Genomic DNA, 17,912 nt, shown 5'->3' on the forward strand with positions numbered 1-17,912 from the left:
CGGCACACCGGCCGGCTCGAACGGAAAAAAGATTTTATCGTAAGGCCGCTTCGAAAAAGGCAGCAAGATTAAAACTGAAACGCGGTGTTTCGCAATTGGTTGAGCTCGTCCTCGATAGCCGATAGCTTGGCTTCCTCGGCTTGATTGAACAAGCTGATATGCTTAAGCGTTATTTCCGGATTTCGTACGATCTCCGTCACGATTAACCGGAAATGCTCGGCAGTCCGTTCCATCGTCTCCCGCTTGAACAGCGCAGAAGCATATTCCAGCGTTAGCCGGATCCCGGACGCGGTTTCCGCCGCTTGCAACGTCAGATCGAACTTTGAAATTCGGCTCTCGATCCCGATTGGCTTTAGCGTAAGCCCGTCTAAGGCAATGGCCGCCGTTTCTTCCAGGCCGGACATGTTGAACATGACATCGAACAACGGGTTTCTTCCCGGCTCTCTTCGGATATTCGCCTTCCCGATCCATTCCTCCAGCGGGTAGCTCTGATGATCGTGGGCGCGGAGCAAGCCGTCCTTGACCTCCTGCAGGAATGCGCCGTACGTCTTTCCGCCCTCCGGCCGGTTCCGCAGCGCCAGTGTGTTCGCGAACATCCCCACCATCGGCTGCAGGTCCGCATACGGCCGTCCGGCGGCAGGCATACCGACGACGATGTCCTCCTGCCCGCTGTACTTCGACAGCAGAATCGTGAAGACCGACAGCAGCACCATCGGCATCGTCGCTTCATGCTCCCTGGCTATCGCCCGCAGCCCCAGCGTCGCTTCCTCTCCGAGCGCGAAGTGCAGCTTCCCGCCCTCGAAGCTCTGCACCGCCGGTCTTTCGTAATCGTACGGGAGCGTCAGCAGTGGCGCCCCGTCCTCGAATTGACCCGTCCAATACGCTTCCTGCCGCTCCAGCTCACCCGAGCGGAGCCGTTTGTTGTGCCAGGCCGCAAAATCCTTGTACTGAATCCGCAGCGGCTCCAGGCTTTCCCCGTTGTACAGCCGGACAAACTCCTTGACCAAAATGCTCATCGACACGCCGTCCGAAACAATATGGTGCATGTCGATCAGCAGGTACGTTTTCCCTGCGCTTTCGGCCAGCTCCGCCCGGAACAGCGGCGCGCTCTCCAGCTCGAACGCGCGCACGAACTCTGCGGCAACCGTCTGAATATCCGTCTGCCCGCCTTGTCTAACCGCCATCGTGAACGCAGGCTCGCGCTCGATTCTCTGCACAATGTCCCCGTCCACCGTCAGGAACGAGGTACGCAGCGCCTCGTGTCTGTGCACGAGCCGCTTCAGCGCCGTCTCGATCCGCGCCGCGTCCGCTTCGCCCTCCAGCTCGAACACGCCGGGCATGTTGTACGCCGTGCTCCGCTTGTCGAGCTGCTGCACCGCGTACATCCGTTTCTGGGCCGACGACGCCTCGTACCAAGCCTGCTCCCCGCACGGCTCGATCGCCTCGTACGCCCGGGCCTCGCTGCCTTCGATATAAGCGCTAAGCTCTTGGATCGTCGGATACCGGAACAGCTCGCGGAGCGGTACTTCGATCTGCAGCTGCTTGTGGATCTCGCTTATCACGATCGTCGCCTTCAGCGAGTGACCGCCCAAGTCGAAAAAGTTGTCGTGGATACCGATCTTCCCGACGCCCAGCACGCCGCGCCAGATGTCCGCCAGCGCTTCCTGAATGCCGCTCTGCGGCGCTTCGTAGTCGCTGACGAGCAGTCCGCTCCGGTCTGGCGCAGGCAGCGCTTTTCGGTCGACCTTGCCGTTGCTCGTCAGCGGAATGCTGTCCAGTCTGACGAAATAGGACGGGATCATGTACTCCGGCAGGCACTCCTTCAAGTGCTGCTTGAGCTTCGCTTTATCGATTTCGCCGCCTTCCCGAGCGACGACGTACGCGCACAGATAGCTTTGCTGCTGTTCGCCGGCCCGGGCCGTCACCACCGCTTCCTTGACCGACTCGTGGCGGATCAGCCGGTTCTCGATCTCGCCCAGCTCGATGCGGTACCCCCGGATCTTGACTTGATTGTCGATCCGGCCCAAAAATTCGATTTCCCCGTTCGGCAGCCAGCGGGCCAGATCGCCTGTCTTGTACATCCGCGTTCCGGGCGCGTGCGGGTTGTCCACGAACTTCACGGTCGTCAGCTCCGGCCGGTTGAAGTACCCCCGGGCTACGCCGTCGCCCGCGATACACAATTCTCCCGGCACGCCGATCGGAACGAGCTGATGATGGGCGTCCACGATGTAAATCTGCGTGTTGCCGATCGGCTTCCCGATGGTCAGACCGACAGCTTCTCCCTGCATGCGCTTCGCCGTAGACCAGATCGTCGTTTCCGTCGGGCCGTACACGTTGTACACCTCTGGCTGCCCGAAGCTTCGCAGCCGCTGCCACAGCGCCGCAGGCAGCTCCTCGCCTCCGACCAGAAGCTTGCTCAGCCCGCCCAAGGCGCGCCCGAACGCCGGATGCTCCAGCAGCATCTTGAGCCGCGACGGCGTGCTCTGCATCGCGCCGATCCCGTGCCGCTCGATCAAGGCGGCCAGCTTCGTCCCGTCGCCGCCTTCTTCCTCGTCAGCGATGACGACCTTCATACCATGCGTCAACGGCACCAGCGTCTCCAGACCGAAGATATCGAAGGAGATCGTGGTCAAGCACAGGATGCTCGCGCAGTGGTGCAGCTCCGTTTCGCTCACAATGGCGTGAATGAAATTGTTCACCTGCCGGTGCTCTACCATAACGCCCTTCGGGTTGCCCGTGGAACCGGAGGTATACAGCACATACGCCAAATCGCGGCATGTATTCGCGGCCTTCGGATTGCCCGTTTCGCCGTCCCGGTACAGCGCCTCGTCCGTCATATCCAGCACCGTTCCGCTGAACGCCAGACCGCTGCCCAGTTCGCGGGATGTCGCCAACAGTCCGATCTTCGCATCTTCCAGCATGTAAGCGATCCGCTCCTTCGGATGGGTCGGATCGATCGGCAGGTAAGCGCCGCCCGCCTTCAGGATGCCGAGAATACCGACGAGCATTTCCAGCGACCGCCCGACCATAAGGCCGACGATCGTCTCCGGCCCGACCCCGTGGCTCCGCAGCACACGGGCCAGCTGGTTGGACCTGGCGTTCAGCTCCCGGTACGTGAAGGACCGGTCTCCGAACACGGCTGCGATCCGGTCCGGCTGCGCTTCGGCCTGCGCCTCAAACAATTGCGGCAGCGTCTTTTCCCGCGGATATTCCATTGGCGTAGCGTTGAATTCCACCGTCAGCTTCCGTTTTTCGTCCTCAGTGACGACTTCGATCGCGGAAATCGCCGCTTCGGGATCAAGGCACAAGCGGTTTAAAATGTGCGAGTAATTCCGGCCGATCCGTTCGATCGTCTCCGCGCGGAACAGCTTGGTGCCGTATTCGATCGTATACCGGATCGTCTTCTCGCTCTCGACCGCATGCAGCGTCAGATCGAATTTGGAGATGCTGCTGCCGGTAGGGACAAGCTTCAGCGTGAGCTCCGGCGAAGCGGCCACCCGCTCTCCGTCCGCATAGCTCATATTGAACATCACATCGAACAGCGGATTGCGGCTCGTATCCCGCTTCACCCGCACCTTATCCAGCAGCTCCTCGAACTGGTAGCTCTGATTCTCGTAGGCGTGGAGCGCGTTTTCCTTGACTTCCTTCAAAAACTCGCTGTAGCGCTTTTCTCCCGAAGCCCGATTCCGCAGCGCCAGCGTGTTGACGAACATCCCCACGATGCTTTGCAGATCGGCGTGGGGTCTTCCGGCGACCGGGCTTCCGATCACGATATCGTCCTGTCCGCTGTACTTCGACAGCAGAATATGGAAGGCAGACAGCAGAACCATATGCAAGGTGCTGCCGGTTTCCCGGGCCAGCTTGCGCAGCCCTTCCGTCAACGCTTCGTCCAGAGCAAAGCTCAGGACATTCCCTTCGAAGCTTTGCATGACAGGCCGTTCGTCATCGTACGGCAAGTTCAATACCGGGATTTCACCCTCGAACCGGTTCACCCAGTAAGCCTCCTGCCGCCTCATCGCCTCCGATTGCAAAAACTTGTTTTGCCAAACCGCAAAATCCTTGTATTGAATGCGGAGCGGCTCCAACGGCTTGCCGTTGTACAGCTCGATCAACTGCCTCATCAGCAGCCGCATGGACACTCCGTCGCTGATAATGTGATGCATGTCCACCCATAAATACGTTTTGCCCCGCCTCGGAACGAGCGCCGCCCGGAACAAAGGGGCTTTCCCCAGGTCGAAGGGGCGGACAAAAGCCGCAAACCCCGCTTCCGCATCTTCGTCGCTCCCGGCTCTTCGCTCCAGCGTAAACACAAGCTCCGGCTCGATTCGCTGAACGATGCTGCCGTCCAAGCTTTCGAAGGAGGTGCGCAGCGACTCGTGTCTTCTCACCAGCGCTTGGAATGCCGCCTCGATGCGGTCGGGATCGATATTTCCTTCAACTTCGCAGATGGCCGGCATGTTGTAGACGGTACCCTTCTCCAGCTGCTGGATCAGGTACATCCGTTTTTGGGCGGAAGACGTTTCGTAAAACGGCTGCGGTTCGCACGGTTCGATCGAGGTGTAGAGGGTTTGCCCGCTGTTCTCGATGTACCGGCCCATCGCTTCGAGCGTCGGACTGCGGAACACTTCCTTCAACGGCACCTCGACGTTCAGCCGTTTATGGATTTTGCTGACCAGCACGGTCGCTTTTAGCGAATGGCCGCCCAGATCGAAGAAGTTGTCGCGGATGCCGACCCGCTCCACGCCCAATACCTCGCGCCACACTTCGGCCAGCTTTGCCTCCGCTTCGGTTCCAGGCGCTTCGTACTCGCCCTCCGGCCCGCCGCCGAAATCCGGCTCGGGCAGCGCACGCCGGTCGATCTTGCCGTTGCTCGTCAGCGGCATCCGCTCCAGCAGCGTAAAATGAGCCGGCACCATGTAATGCGGCAGGCTTTCCTTCAATGCGCTGCGGATGCCGGCCAGCTCGGCGCTGCCATCTCCGACGAGATACGCCGCCAGAACCTTCTCGTGCTGCCGGTTCTCCCGGGCGATGACGACGGCTTCCTTGATACCCGGAAGGCCAAGCAGCTTCGCCTCGATCTCCCCCGGTTCGATCCGGAAGCCCCGGATCTTCACCTGGTTATCGGTCCGGCCGATAAATTCGATCTGTCCGTCCGGACGCCACTTCGCCAGGTCCCCGGTCCGGTATAGCCGCTCCCCGGGCTCGAACGGATTCTCAATAAACTTCTCCGCGCTTAATTCCGGCCGGTTCAAGTAGCCTCTCGCGAGTCCCGTACCGGCGACCCACAGCTCGCCCGGCACCCCGACCGGCGCAAGATGACCCTGCCGGTCAACGATATATACCCGGACATTGGACAGCGGCTTGCCGATCACGCCCGCGAACGACTCCAGCCCGTCCCGGGGAATCGGCGCCGTCACGCAGCCGATCGTGCTTTCCGTCGGTCCGTAATGGTTCATCAGGCGAACCCGCCGCTGCCGGTCCATCCGGTAAAACTGTTCGATATCCTTGACATTGAATGTCTCCCCGCCGAGGATGATCAGCCGGAGGCGGCCCGTTTCAATCATCCGCTCGACGCCTTCTCCTTGCAGCAGAAGCTGGAAGAGCGACGGTGTCATTTTCAAATACGTGCAGTGTTCCCCGACATACCGGACAAGCGCGTTCGGCTCCTTGTACGTGTCCTCCGGCAGCAGATGCAGCGTGATGCCGCCGGCCAAGGCAGTGTACACCGACGTATAGCCCAGGTCAAACGCATACGAGGAGAGCAGCGCCGTTGCGTCCTCATCCGTAACCGAAGCTTTCTCCAGCATCGCACGGCAGTAATTGGCCAGGCTCGAATGGGTGATCATTACCCCCTTCGCCTTGCCGGTCGTGCCCGACGTGTAGATCACATAGGCCAAGCTGTCGCCCGTATGGACGGGGACGGGATTGCCTCCTTCGCCTTCGCCCGCTGACAACACGTCGTCGCAGAGATCGACCGCTTCGCCGTGGAAATCTACTTTTTCCAGCCCGACGTCTCCGGCGGTCACAAGAACCCGGACGGCCGCATCGGCAAGCATATACCCAATCCGTTCCTGCGGCTGGCCCGGATCGATCGGCAGATAAGCGCCGCCCGATTTCAGAATGCCGAGAATACCGACCGCCATCTCCAGCGATGGCTCCGCCAGCAGCCCGACAATAGTATCCGCTCCCACGCCCCGGCTCCGCAGCGCGCGGGCAAGCCGGTTGGATTGTTCGTTCAGCTCCCGATACGTAAGCAGCCGGTCTCCGCACACAACCGCGGGATGGTCCGGCCTTCTCTCCGCCTGGGCCTCGAACAGCTCCACCATTGTATCGCCCTGCCGCATGTAGTCCGCCTTCGTGTCGTTAAAGTCGTACAGAATCCGGCTTTTCTCTTCCGCCGTGATCATCTCGATCTGCGAGACCGGAATGCGCTCGTTCGCAGCGACGGCTTCAAGCATATGCTCAAAGTGATGCTTGACGCCGGTCACGCTCTCCCGATCATATAGCAACTCATTGTAAGAAAATGTAACTTCCAACTCTTCATTCGGTACGATCTTCACGTTAAAATCAAAGCTGGTCTGCTCGTATCCGTCGAAATCCTGCACGCTGTAGCCCAATCGCTTCTCGAAATCGAAGCCGATGAACTGTTCGTCCACGTAATAGTTTTGGAACGTCATTTTGTTATGAATGAGCTTATCCTTTAAGGCGGTCAGCGCTTGAATGTCCGCGAGCGGATAATAATCGTACTGTGCGGATTCAAGCGATTGCCGCTGCGTTTCCTTCAACAAGTCGATAAACCGGCTGTCCGGACCGCTGCTGACGCGCACGGGGATCGTATTGATCAATAAGCCGACCAATTCGTCAATTCCGCCGATCCCCGCATTCCGGCCGGATACGACAGCGCCGAAAACGACATCCGAAGTATGGTTAACCTTCTGAAGCAGAATGCCCCATACCGCCTGGATCACGGTATTGATCGTCGTCTGCGTGCGTTGGGCGAGCCTCCTGAGCCGCTCGCTTCGCGTCTTGTCGATCCGGAACTCCAGCCGGCCCAGAACGTATTCTCCGGCGGCCGCTTTCGCGGACTCCGGCAGTTTCGCAACCGTCTCGTACTCCTCCAAACGGCGCTCCCAATACGCCCGGGCCTTCGATTGATTTTGGCGCTGCAGCCAGTGAATGTACTCGGCATACCGTTTCGGTAGCGGAGCGTCCAGCGGCTCGTTGTTTTTCAGCTTGGCGTACAGCTCGAAGAAATCTTTCATGAGCACCCAAAGGCTCCATCCGTCGGCCAAAATATGGTGCGAGCTCCAAATCACTTTATATTGCCGGTCGCCAAGCTTCAGGACGGACAGCCGGATCAACAGGTCCTCGCTTAATTCAAACAAGTTCGCCCGATCCGCCCGTTCAAACTGCTCGATGTAGGCCTGCCGGGCCGCCTCGTCCAGATGCATTACGTCTTCGAAATACACGTTCGCCTGCCGCTCCGCCAGCACGACTTGTCTGGGCCGATTTAAGTGCCGGTGAACGATGACTGTCCTTAAAAGTTCGTACCGTTCAATCAGCTTGTTGAAGCTTTGCCTCATCAGCTCCATGTCGAGATGCCCATGGGCCATATAAGTATTTTGCTCGAAGTAAGCGGCGGACTCACGGTCTAATAACGCGTGGAACAGCATGCCCTCCTGCATCGGGGTCAGCGGATAAATATCGGCAATGCGGAAACGGTTATCGGCTTCGTATTTCTGCTTCAAGTATTCCAGCTCTTCCAAAGTCAAGGCAGGGTCCGAAAAATCGGAAGGCGTCGTTTCGGCCGTTTCCCGGCTTTTGCAATGGTCGATAATCGCCAGCAGGTGCTTCCTGAAGCTCGCCCCTACTTCGGCCATCGTGCTTTCGCGATACTTCTTGGCATTGTAGGAGATCGTAAAGGCCAGCCGCTGTCCGGTAATCATTCCGTTGATATCGATCTCGCTGATTCGCTCCCCTTCCAAGCTCTTGCTGTCCCCGCAGGATAGAGGCGACCATTCGAACATATCGGTGCTCAGTTCGCCGTCGAACTGCCCCAAATAATTGAAGCTGATTTCCGGTTCCCGCGAAGGCCATACACGCTTACGGTCCATGTATTTGAAAATCCCGTAGCCAATCCCCTTGTTCGGCACATGCCGGAGCGTTTCCTTGACCCGCTTGACGGCATCGGATAGCGCCGCGTCTTTCATCGTCAGCAGCAAAGGATACTGGGCCGTAAACCATCCTATGGTCCTGTTGACGTTGATATCGCCCGCCAGCTTGACTCTGCCGTGACCCTCCAGATTGATAAGAACGCGTTCTTCCGAAGTCCATTCCCGTATTGCAAGCCCCAAGGCCGTCAATAAAATATCGTTGATGTCCGTGTTGTAGGCCATATTGACATTTCTTAACAAATCGTCGGTTTCTTCCATGCTGAATTCGACGACGATGTCCTGCGCATACTTGATTTTATTGTACTCCTCGCCGATCGCCCGATCTGCCGGAAGCGGCTTAACATCGGCTTTTTCAATCGAATCCCAATACGCAAGCTCCGCTTGAAGCTCATCGCTCTCAAGCTGCTTTTGCAAATAAGCGCCCCACTCCCGGAAGGAGTTCGTTTTGGCTTGGAATTCGACAGCCTCTCCGCTCAGCGCCTGCCGGTAGCCCAATGCAAAGTCTTCGAACAAAATTCTCCAGGATACCCCGTCCACCACGAGATGATGAATCGCGATAAGCAGGTGATCGCCTTCGTCCGTCCGGAACAGGCCAAGCTGAACCAGCGGCCCCTTCGCCAAATCCATCCCGCTTTGCAGTTCGCTGCAGCGAAGCTTCATCTCTTCTTCATAGCCGTCGCATCCGGTATAATCAAACACCTTGAACGCAAACAGCGCCCCATCCGCATCCGCTTCCGTCCCACGGTTATACTGGACGATGCCGTCGTCCTCTTGACGGTAAACCATCCTTAATGCGTCGTGATGCCGCACGATGTGACGGAACACCTGACGGACGATGTCTTCTTGAAAGCGCTCCTTCCTGAAAATCATGGCCGCCTGGTTCCAGTGATGCTTATTCGTCAGCTTCCGCTCGAAAAACATCCGTTGAATCGGAGTCAACGCCGCTTCACCTTCAACGGAGGCTTGCTCGATGCCGGTTTCGCTGCTCTTGATTTTGCTGCCGATGCTTTTTAGCGTTCCGTCGTCGAAAATATCTTTGATTTCCAAGGTATAGCCGTACTTTTGCAATTTGGAGGTAATGCGGATCGCCTTGATCGAATCCCCTCCGAGATCGAAGAAATTCGCGTTGATTCCGACCTGGCTGACCCCCAGCACCTCGCTGCAAATTTCGGTCAGCTTCGCTTCGATATCGTTGTGCGGAGCCTCATACTCGCTCGCGGTCAGTGCGCGGATATCCGGGGCGGGCAGCGCTTTGCGGTCGATTTTGCCGTTGGGCGACAACGGCAGCTCCTCCATGACGACGATGGCCGATGGCACCATATAGTCCGGCAGCCTGCGGCGTAATGCGCTGCGCCATAGCGCAGACAGGCCCGCCGTTTCCAGTGCTGCATTTTCCGGCACCACGTAGGCCACAAGCCACGGGCTCCCCGGCTGATCTTCCCTGGCCATGACGAATGCATCCTTCACGCCTTCGATTTCCCGCAGCGCCGCTTCGATCTCGCCCGGCTCGATTCGGTAGCCCCGCAGCTTGACCTGATGGTCGATCCGGCCCAAATATTCAATCGTCCCGTCGGGCAAAAATCGTGCCAGATCTCCCGTGCGGTACAATACCGGCGTCTGCTCCTCCGCATACGGGTTCGCCACGAAGCTGCTCGCGGTCAGCTCCGCGTCGCCGATATACCCGCCGCCAACCTGCACGCCGGCAATGCACAGCTCGCCCGGTAAGCCTATCGGCACCAAGCCCAGCTCCCGGTTCAGGATATACACGCGCGTTCCTGCCACGGGCCGGCCAATGGGCACCGGCTTTCCTGCAAGAGACGGCATGTCCGTCAGACGGCTGTAGACCGTGACATCCGTACACTCCGTGGGACCGTACGTATTGACCACCTCGGCCCGGCAAGCGTCCGACGCCGTCCAGAGCACAAGCTTGTCCGCCGCAATCGGCTCCCCGCCGAGGAAGACGTGCCGCAGCGTACTTAGCGGCCTGTAGCCCGCGGACGCCGTTTCGTCCAACAGCGGATAAAAGGCGCTTGGCGTCCCGTTCAGGAGCGTGATTCCGTGCCGCTCGATCAGCGCCGTCACTTCGCGCGCATCGTAAGGACCCGTCGGCAGCAGCACCAGCCGTCCTCCGGTGACGAGCGGAGCGAAAATGTTCTTCTGCGTAAGGTCGAAGCTCGGCGACGAGATGAGCAGCACCCGATCCGCTTCCGTCATTTCGAACTCGCTGATATACCACTGGATCAGGTTCGCGAAACCGGACCGATAGACGCTCGCTCCTTTCGGCATTCCTGTCGACCCTGACGTATAGATCACATACATCCGATGCTGCGCGCCGGCCGCGCCGTGCGGGTTATGCTCCGGCTCGTTGTCCAGCCCCTCCGCTTCGTCATCCAGACAAACCAGCGCCATGTCTGGCGCCGTCAAGCCTTCCGCCCATACCCGCTTGGTCACCAGCGCCTTTAATCCGGCGCGCTCCGCCATCATGCCGAGCCGCTCCTTCGGCAGCGCCGGGTCCAGAGGCACATAGGCGCCGCCGGCTTTGAGCACGGCCAGCAGGCTTGTGACCAGCTCCGGGCTGCGCCCCAAGCAGACGCCGACCAGCGTATCCGCTCCGACCCCGAGCGATTTCAGCCGGTGCGCCAGCCGATTCGCTCCCGCATTCAATTCCCGGTAAGTGAGCCGCTGCTCTCCGGCGATGACGGCGATCCGATCAGGCGTTCTGGCCGCCTGTTCCTCGAACAATTCGTGAACCATTTCCTTCCGGTCGTTCGCTTGCGTGCCGCTGAAACGATGAAGGAGCGTATGCAGCTCTTCCCGGTCAAGCATCTCGATTTGCGAAATGCTCCGCTCGGCATGACGGCATATGCCGTTTAAGATTTCGATATAATGCTTAGCCATTCTTTCGATCGTTTGCTCTTGAAACAGCTTCGTGCAGTATTCGAAGCTCAGCTTCAAGGCTCCATTCTTTTCCAGTACAAGTAAGCTGATATCGAATTTGGCAATGCGGCTGGGAATGCCTTTCAGCTCCAGCGCAAGTCCGTTCGCTACCGACGTCGTCCCCGCACCTTCCGGGGCTTCCACGCTATACATGTCAAACAAGACGTCAAACAGCGGATTTCGGCTGATATCCCTGACGATATTCAGCTTTTCCAGCAGCCGTTCCAGCGGATAGCTTTCATTCTCGTAGGCTTTCAGCGAGTTTTCCTTTACTTCGTTCAAAAACGCAAGATACGATTTGTCTCCACGTGGGCGGCTCCTGAGCGCCAGCGTATTCACAAACATCCCCATCACGGATCGAAGCTCCGCACGGGGCCGCCCGGCCACCGGTACGCCCACAACGATATCGTCCTGTCCGCTGTACTTGGACAACAATACGTAGAAGGCGGACAGCAGAACCATCTGCAGCGTGCATTCCCGTTCCTTCGCGAGCTCGCGCAGCCGTTTCGTCGCAGGTTCGTTCACCGTGAAGCCGATCGTATTTCCTTCGAAGCTCTGCAATGCGGGGCGGGCATAGTCGTACGGCAGCTGCAGAGCCTGAACGCCGTCCCGGAATTGATTCATCCAGTATTGCTCCTGCTTCTTCGCGTCTTCCGATTGCAGGTAACGGTTATGCCAGACGGCAAAATCCGAATACTGGATGCGCAGCGGTTCCAATACGGCCCCGTCGTAGAGCATAGCCAATTCGTCGGTGAACGTCCGGATGGACAAACCGTCCGAAATGATATGGTGCATATCGACCAGCAAGTAACGGTTCTCCGGGGTCTTAACCCATTCCGCGCGGAACAGCGGAGCTTTGTCCAGCTCGAACGGCCGGATGAAGCCGCTTGCGATCCCTGCCAGATCGGCTTTGCTCCCCTGCCGAACCTCGAATTGAAACGAAACGTCGCGGGCGATTTTCTGAACGACCTCGCCATCCGCCGTTTCGAACGAGGTTCTTAACGCTCCATGCCGGCGCACCAGCTCTTGAAGCGCCTGTTCGATGCGGCCTTGGTCGGCCTCTTCTCCCAGCTCGAAGATGCCTGGCATATTATACGCAGTGCTCCCGGGATCCCGCTGCTGTAAAGCATACAACCGTTTCTGTGCAGAGGACGTTTCGTACGCTTCCTTCTCCCCGCACGGCTCGATAGGCTCATAGCCGTGCTCGCCGCTTCGCTCAATATAACCGGCAAGTTCGCGGACCGTCGGATGCTGAAACAGCTCCTTGAGCGGAATTTTGACCTGAAACGCCTTGTGAATCTCGCTCGTTACCGCAGTCGCTTTTAACGAATGCCCTCCCAGGTCAAAGAAGTTGTCATCGATGCCAACTCTCGGAACGCCTAACGCCGCTTCCCAGATCGCCGCCAACGTAGCTTGAAGCTCGTTGTGCGGAGCTTCATATCCGGACGAGAGCAGGCTGCCAATGTCCGGCTCCGGCAGCATTTTCCGGTCCACCTTCCCGTTGCCCGTCAGCGGAAACCGATCCATCCGGATGAAGAAGGCGGGGATCATGTAATCGGGCAAGCTTCCTTTTAAGTAGGCTTGGAGCGCCACTTTATCGACTTCCGCGCGGCTTACGAAATAAGCGCATAAATAAGGCTGCTGCTGGTTGTCCTCCTTCGCCAGCACAACGGCATCTTCGATAAGCGCATGGCTGAGCAGCCGGTTTTCAATTTCCCCAAGCTCGATGCGGTAGCCTCTGATTTTCACCTGATGGTCGATCCGGCCCAAATATTCCATCTCTCCGCCGGGCAGCAGCCGGACCCAATCGCCCGACCGGTAAATCCGCTCGAGCTCCTTGTGCGGATGGCGCAAAAAACGCTGCTGCGTCAGCTCTTCGCGGTTTAAATAGCCCCGCGCCACCCCGTCGCCGCCCACGTACAGCTCGCCCGGAACGCCGAACGGTTGAATGTTCAAATGCTCGTCCATCACGTACGTGGACAATGTCGGGATCGCTTTGCCGATATTGCTGATCCCGCTGATGATCTCCTGCATCCCGATTTCTTTATACGTGACGTGCACCGTCGTTTCGGTGATGCCGTACATGTTGATCAGTCGCGTATCCGGGTATTTCTGTTTCCATGCCTTTAGCATTTTCGGCTTCAAGGCTTCCCCGCCGAAGATGACATACCGTAAGCGCAACTGCCGGCTGCGCTCCTGCATTTCCAGATTCATCAAGTTATAAAAAGCGGACGGCGTTTGATTCAGCACCGTTACGTTTTCGTTTTTCAGCAGGGCCAGAAAGCTCTCGAAATCTTTGGTCGCAAACTCCGGCACCACAACCAATTTGCCACCGTACAGCAAAGCGCCGTACATTTCCCAAACGGAAAAATCGAAGCAGTTCGAATGGAACATCGTCCAGACGTCGTTCTCCGTAAAATCAAACGGCATCTTATCGTTGAATAGAAGCCGGACCACGTTGTTGTGCTCGACCATCACCCCTTTGGGCTGGCCGGTCGTCCCGGAAGTGTAGATGATATACGCCAGGTGACGGCTGTGATTGACGGAACAGAGCGGGCCTGCCGGACCGTGATAAATGCGCTCATCCAAAATGTCGATCCGGGTTCCGGTAAAATCGGTGTCTCGAGCCAACCCGCCGGAGGTAATCAATACGCCAAGCTGCGAGTCCTTGATCATGTAGTCGATTCTGTCCTTAGGCAGCTTGATATCGATAGGCAAATAAGCGCCCCCCGCCTTCAGCGTTCCCAGCATGGCTACGACCATCTCGACGGACCGGTCCACCATGACCCCTACGATCGTTTCCGCTTGGACCCCTTGATCCCGCAGCCAGGCGGCGAGCTGGTTGGAGCGCTCGTTTAGCTGCTTGTAAGTGAATGAACGTCCCTCATACACGACGGCGATGCGCTCCGGCGTACGCTCCGCCTGCTCCTCGAACAATTGATGAATCGTTTTGTCCGCAGGATACGTCGCTTTTGTATCGTTCAGCCCGTACAATAATTCGTGCCTTTCGTCCTCGCCGATCATTTCCAGCTCGCACAGGCGCTGCCCCGGCCGCTCCACGATATTTTCCATCAGCTTCAGCCAATGAACGGCCATACGCCCGACCGTTTCCGGCTTGAACAGATCGGTATTGAACTCGATGCCGCATTGGTACCGCCCCTCATGCCGCACTTCAAAAAATAAATCGACCTTCGAGCTGCCCGTCTTGAGCTCATGACAGCTTAGCCGAAGCTTCTCGCCTTGAAAGGTCAGGCTTTGATTGTTGTGAAACGTAAACAGCACGTCAAACAGCGGGTTGCGCCTGACATCCCGGGGAACATGGAGCAGATTGACCAGCTCTTCGAACGGGTAATCGGCATGCTCGAGGACGCTTAACGCATGGTCCTTCACATCCGTGAGAAATTGAACGAACGTCTTGGCGGGAGCCGGAACACTGCGCATCGGAACGGTGTTGACGAACATTCCGAGCAGCGGGCCAGCGTCCGCGTGATTCCTGCCTTCGACCGCCGTTCCGATGACGATATCGTCTTGTGCGGCGTATTTGGACAGCAGCACATAAAGCGCTGCGAGAAAAAACATATAGGGGGTAAAGTGATTCGCTTTGCACCATTCGTCGATGTTCCGGCCGATATGATCCTCAAGCGGCAAAGAAAGGTAGCTTCCGTGAAACGTCTGCCGGGCCGGCCTGCCCGAATCCGTCGGAAGCTGCAAAACCGGGATACGGTCCGCGAACACGCCACTCCAGAATTGCTCCTGCTGGCGGGTCTCTTCCTCGGACCGGTGCCGTTGGTTCCATAACACGTAGTCTTTATACTGAATGCGGGGCGGAGCCAGCTCCAGACCGTCATAGGCGGCCAGCAGCTCCTGCGCGAACAGGACCGCGCTCGCTCCGTCAAAAACAATGTGGTGCGTATCCAGCAGCAGCACATGCTTCGTCTCTTCCAGCTTGAGCAATTTCACTCTGACCAGCGGAAGACAATTCAAATCAAAGGGCTGTATAAATTGCGTGGCTTGCTCTTCCAGATAACGGCTTGCTTCGATCCCTTCCGGCTTTTCGTCGTACGCTATCGGAAGGTCGAGGTCGCGAACGATCCTTTGGACGACCGTTCCGTCCGCTTCTTCAAAATACGTTCTTAGCGCTTCATGTCTGGCGATTACTTGAAGAACCGCTTTCTCCAGCGACGCGACATCCAGACGCCCTTCGATTTCAATCGCGCTGGATACGTTGTAATTCAAGCTTTCCGGATCCAGCTGATGAAGAGCGTACAGTCTTTTTTGTGCGGAGGACGCCGGATAATGCTCACGCGGCTCCGCAGGCAGGATGGTCCGCTCCTCCCGTTCCTCCGCCGTCGCGGCATCCAGCAGCGAGGAAAGATGCCTGATCGTCGGCCGTTCGAACAGGCTCCTGAGCTGGAGCTTCTTGTTGAACTGCTTTTGCAGGGCCGCGAGCAGCCTCATCGCCTTCAACGAATTTCCGCCCAGCTGGAAGAAGTCGTCTTCCGCTGCGGCAGACTGTACCTGCAGGATGTCCAGCCAGAGACGGTGCACCTGCTGCTCCGTTTCGGTGAACCGTTCCTTGGACGCCACGACCTGCGCATTCGCTCTGGTACGGATGTCGTCCACCTGAAAGAAGACGTCCGGAATCATATAGGAAGGCAGCTCTTTCCTGAGTCCGGCGGCGATCGCGCTTGAATCCGCCAATGGTTCGACGGCAGTGACGTACGCGATCAGCCCGGAACGCGCTTCGTCATGCTCGCATGCCGCTTCGGCAATGAGGGCGTGGCTTCTTAAGCGCTCCTCGATCACATGGAGACTGACGAGTCTTCCTTTGATGCGAAGCAGCTTCGCTTCCTCGCCCAGCACCTGCAGCTCTCCGCGCTCAAGCCATCTTCCGCGCAAGTTCGTATTGTAAATTTCGATGTCGCTCGGGCCGATATAAATGTCGCCCACGATCCCCAGTCCCGCAAGCTGCATTTCCCGGTCCAACACGAACACTCTCGCGTCTTCGTGCCGCGCAATGCCGTAATCGGCAGCCTTGACTCCCAGCTTTCGTTCGACATCCTCTTGCTTCAAGGTCGTATATCGGGCAAGAATGCGCTCCACTTCTTCGCCGGGAACGATATTGATTTCGGCCACGGGCCGGGTCTCTTCAGCGATCCGGATTCGCATCAGCTGCTGAAAATACGCCGCCCACCGCTTCGCCGTATCTTCCGATATGACCCCCGTATTATAATCAAATCTTATAATTAGCTCGTTTCCGAATTCAAACAGGGTGACGAACAAATCGTACTTGCTCTCGGCGATGCCGACCGGCACATAGTCCGTTTCCGTTCCATGGAAGGCGTCGCCCGCAAAGCCCCGGACCATGTTAAAGACGACATTGCAGCTTTGCTCCGCATGCGCAGAATCGAAGTAACGGGCCGCTTCCAGCTCTTCAAAATAATGCTTCGCTTTGCCTGCAAGCCGCTCCAACGAATCCGTCTCTTCAACCTCCAAATCGACACCGATCATCTCGACGCAATTGCCTACCAACGATTCGACCCCAACGATATGCTGCCCTGCGAAAGGGACTCCGAAGGCCGTATGCCGGTTTTGCGTCACCTTGCTTAAGAAGGCGGCAAATAACGAAGCTGCTGTGTGAAACAGGCTTGTGCCGCTTGTCGCCGACGCTTTTCTCAGCAGCCGCAGCGTCTCCTTGCTTTCTCTCAGCTCGAAGCGCGCCCCCGTGAATTGCTTGGGTCTAGCGGAGAAATCCGTCGACAGATCGACGAAGCTGTCCGTTTGCGGGACGCCGGTCCCGGGCGGAAATAGCCGCGCTTCGTCACGCTCCTCCGAGCGGAGCCATTCTTCTTTTACCCGCAAATAGCTTCTGAACGGCCAAGCAAGCTCCAGCTCCGGCTCACGTCCGGTACAGTGACTGTTGTAAATTTCGGAGAGCTCATGGTATAGAACCCCGATCGACCAGCCGTCGGCAATGATGTGATGGACGACAAGAGCAAAAATCGACTGCTCCTCCGACTCCCGAATGAGCGCCGCCCGGAACAGCGGTTCGGTCAGCTTAAAAGGTTTTGCCGCGAAAGCCTCAAGCATCACGGCGGCATCCTGTCCCAAGGCGTCCATCGTTTCGATCTGCGCCGGTATCCGGCTCCGTACCGTTTGCGTCCGACTCACCGGATCGACAACCGTCCTGAGCGCCTCGTGACGCTCCATCAGTCGATCCCAGCTTTGCTGGAGGGCGCTCAGATCGATGCTGCCTTTAATTCGAAACGCCAGCGCTTCGTTGAAAGCCGAGCCGCCCCCTGCAATCTCGCATTGTCCCAATATGTTTACTTGCTCTTTGGATAATAGAAAAGCGCGGTTTTCCGTTTCCGGCTCCGCCATCGCGTCGGCTACGAGCTGCTTCATCCTGTCGCGTCTTCGCATCGCCGCTTCCTCTTCGGCCGATCGGACGGTCTGAGCCCGTGCGGCGGCCGTCACGGCAATTTCCTGCAGCGCCGGAGCCTCGGGCGTACGGTCAGTTTGAACCCGTTCGGACGGCCGATCCTTCGAGACGCTCGCGAGATAAAGCGCAATTTTGTTTATATCCGTCAGCTCTTCGTACAGCTTCGAGTAAGGAATATCGACTCCGAATTGACGGACAACCGCAGCACGGATTTTTGTATAGATCATCGAATCGATGCCAAGCTCAATCAAATGTTCATGAGGATCGAGCTCGCTTTTTTTGATTTTCGTCATTCCGGCTACGATGTCGGTGAACTGCTCCAGCATGTCATGGAAGGATACGTTACGCATAAGGGTATG

At 57.7% G+C, this 17,912-nt stretch carries 1 protein-coding gene; it reads right to left on the minus strand.

The window, feature by feature from the left end:
- Nucleotides 1-68 precede the first annotated feature (68 nt).
- Nucleotides 69-17,903 carry a non-ribosomal peptide synthetase gene (locus tag PEH01S_RS21740; protein ID WP_127487977.1) on the minus strand — a complete coding sequence of 5,945 codons (17,835 nt, stop codon included), beginning with the start codon at nt 17,901-17,903 and terminating at the stop codon, nt 69-71.
- Between the last annotated feature and the right edge of the window lie 9 nt (nt 17,904-17,912).

The organism is Paenibacillus ehimensis NBRC 15659 (genome assembly GCF_004000785.1).
GTDB lineage: Bacteria > Bacillota > Bacilli > Paenibacillales > NBRC-103111 > Paenibacillus_G > Paenibacillus_G ehimensis.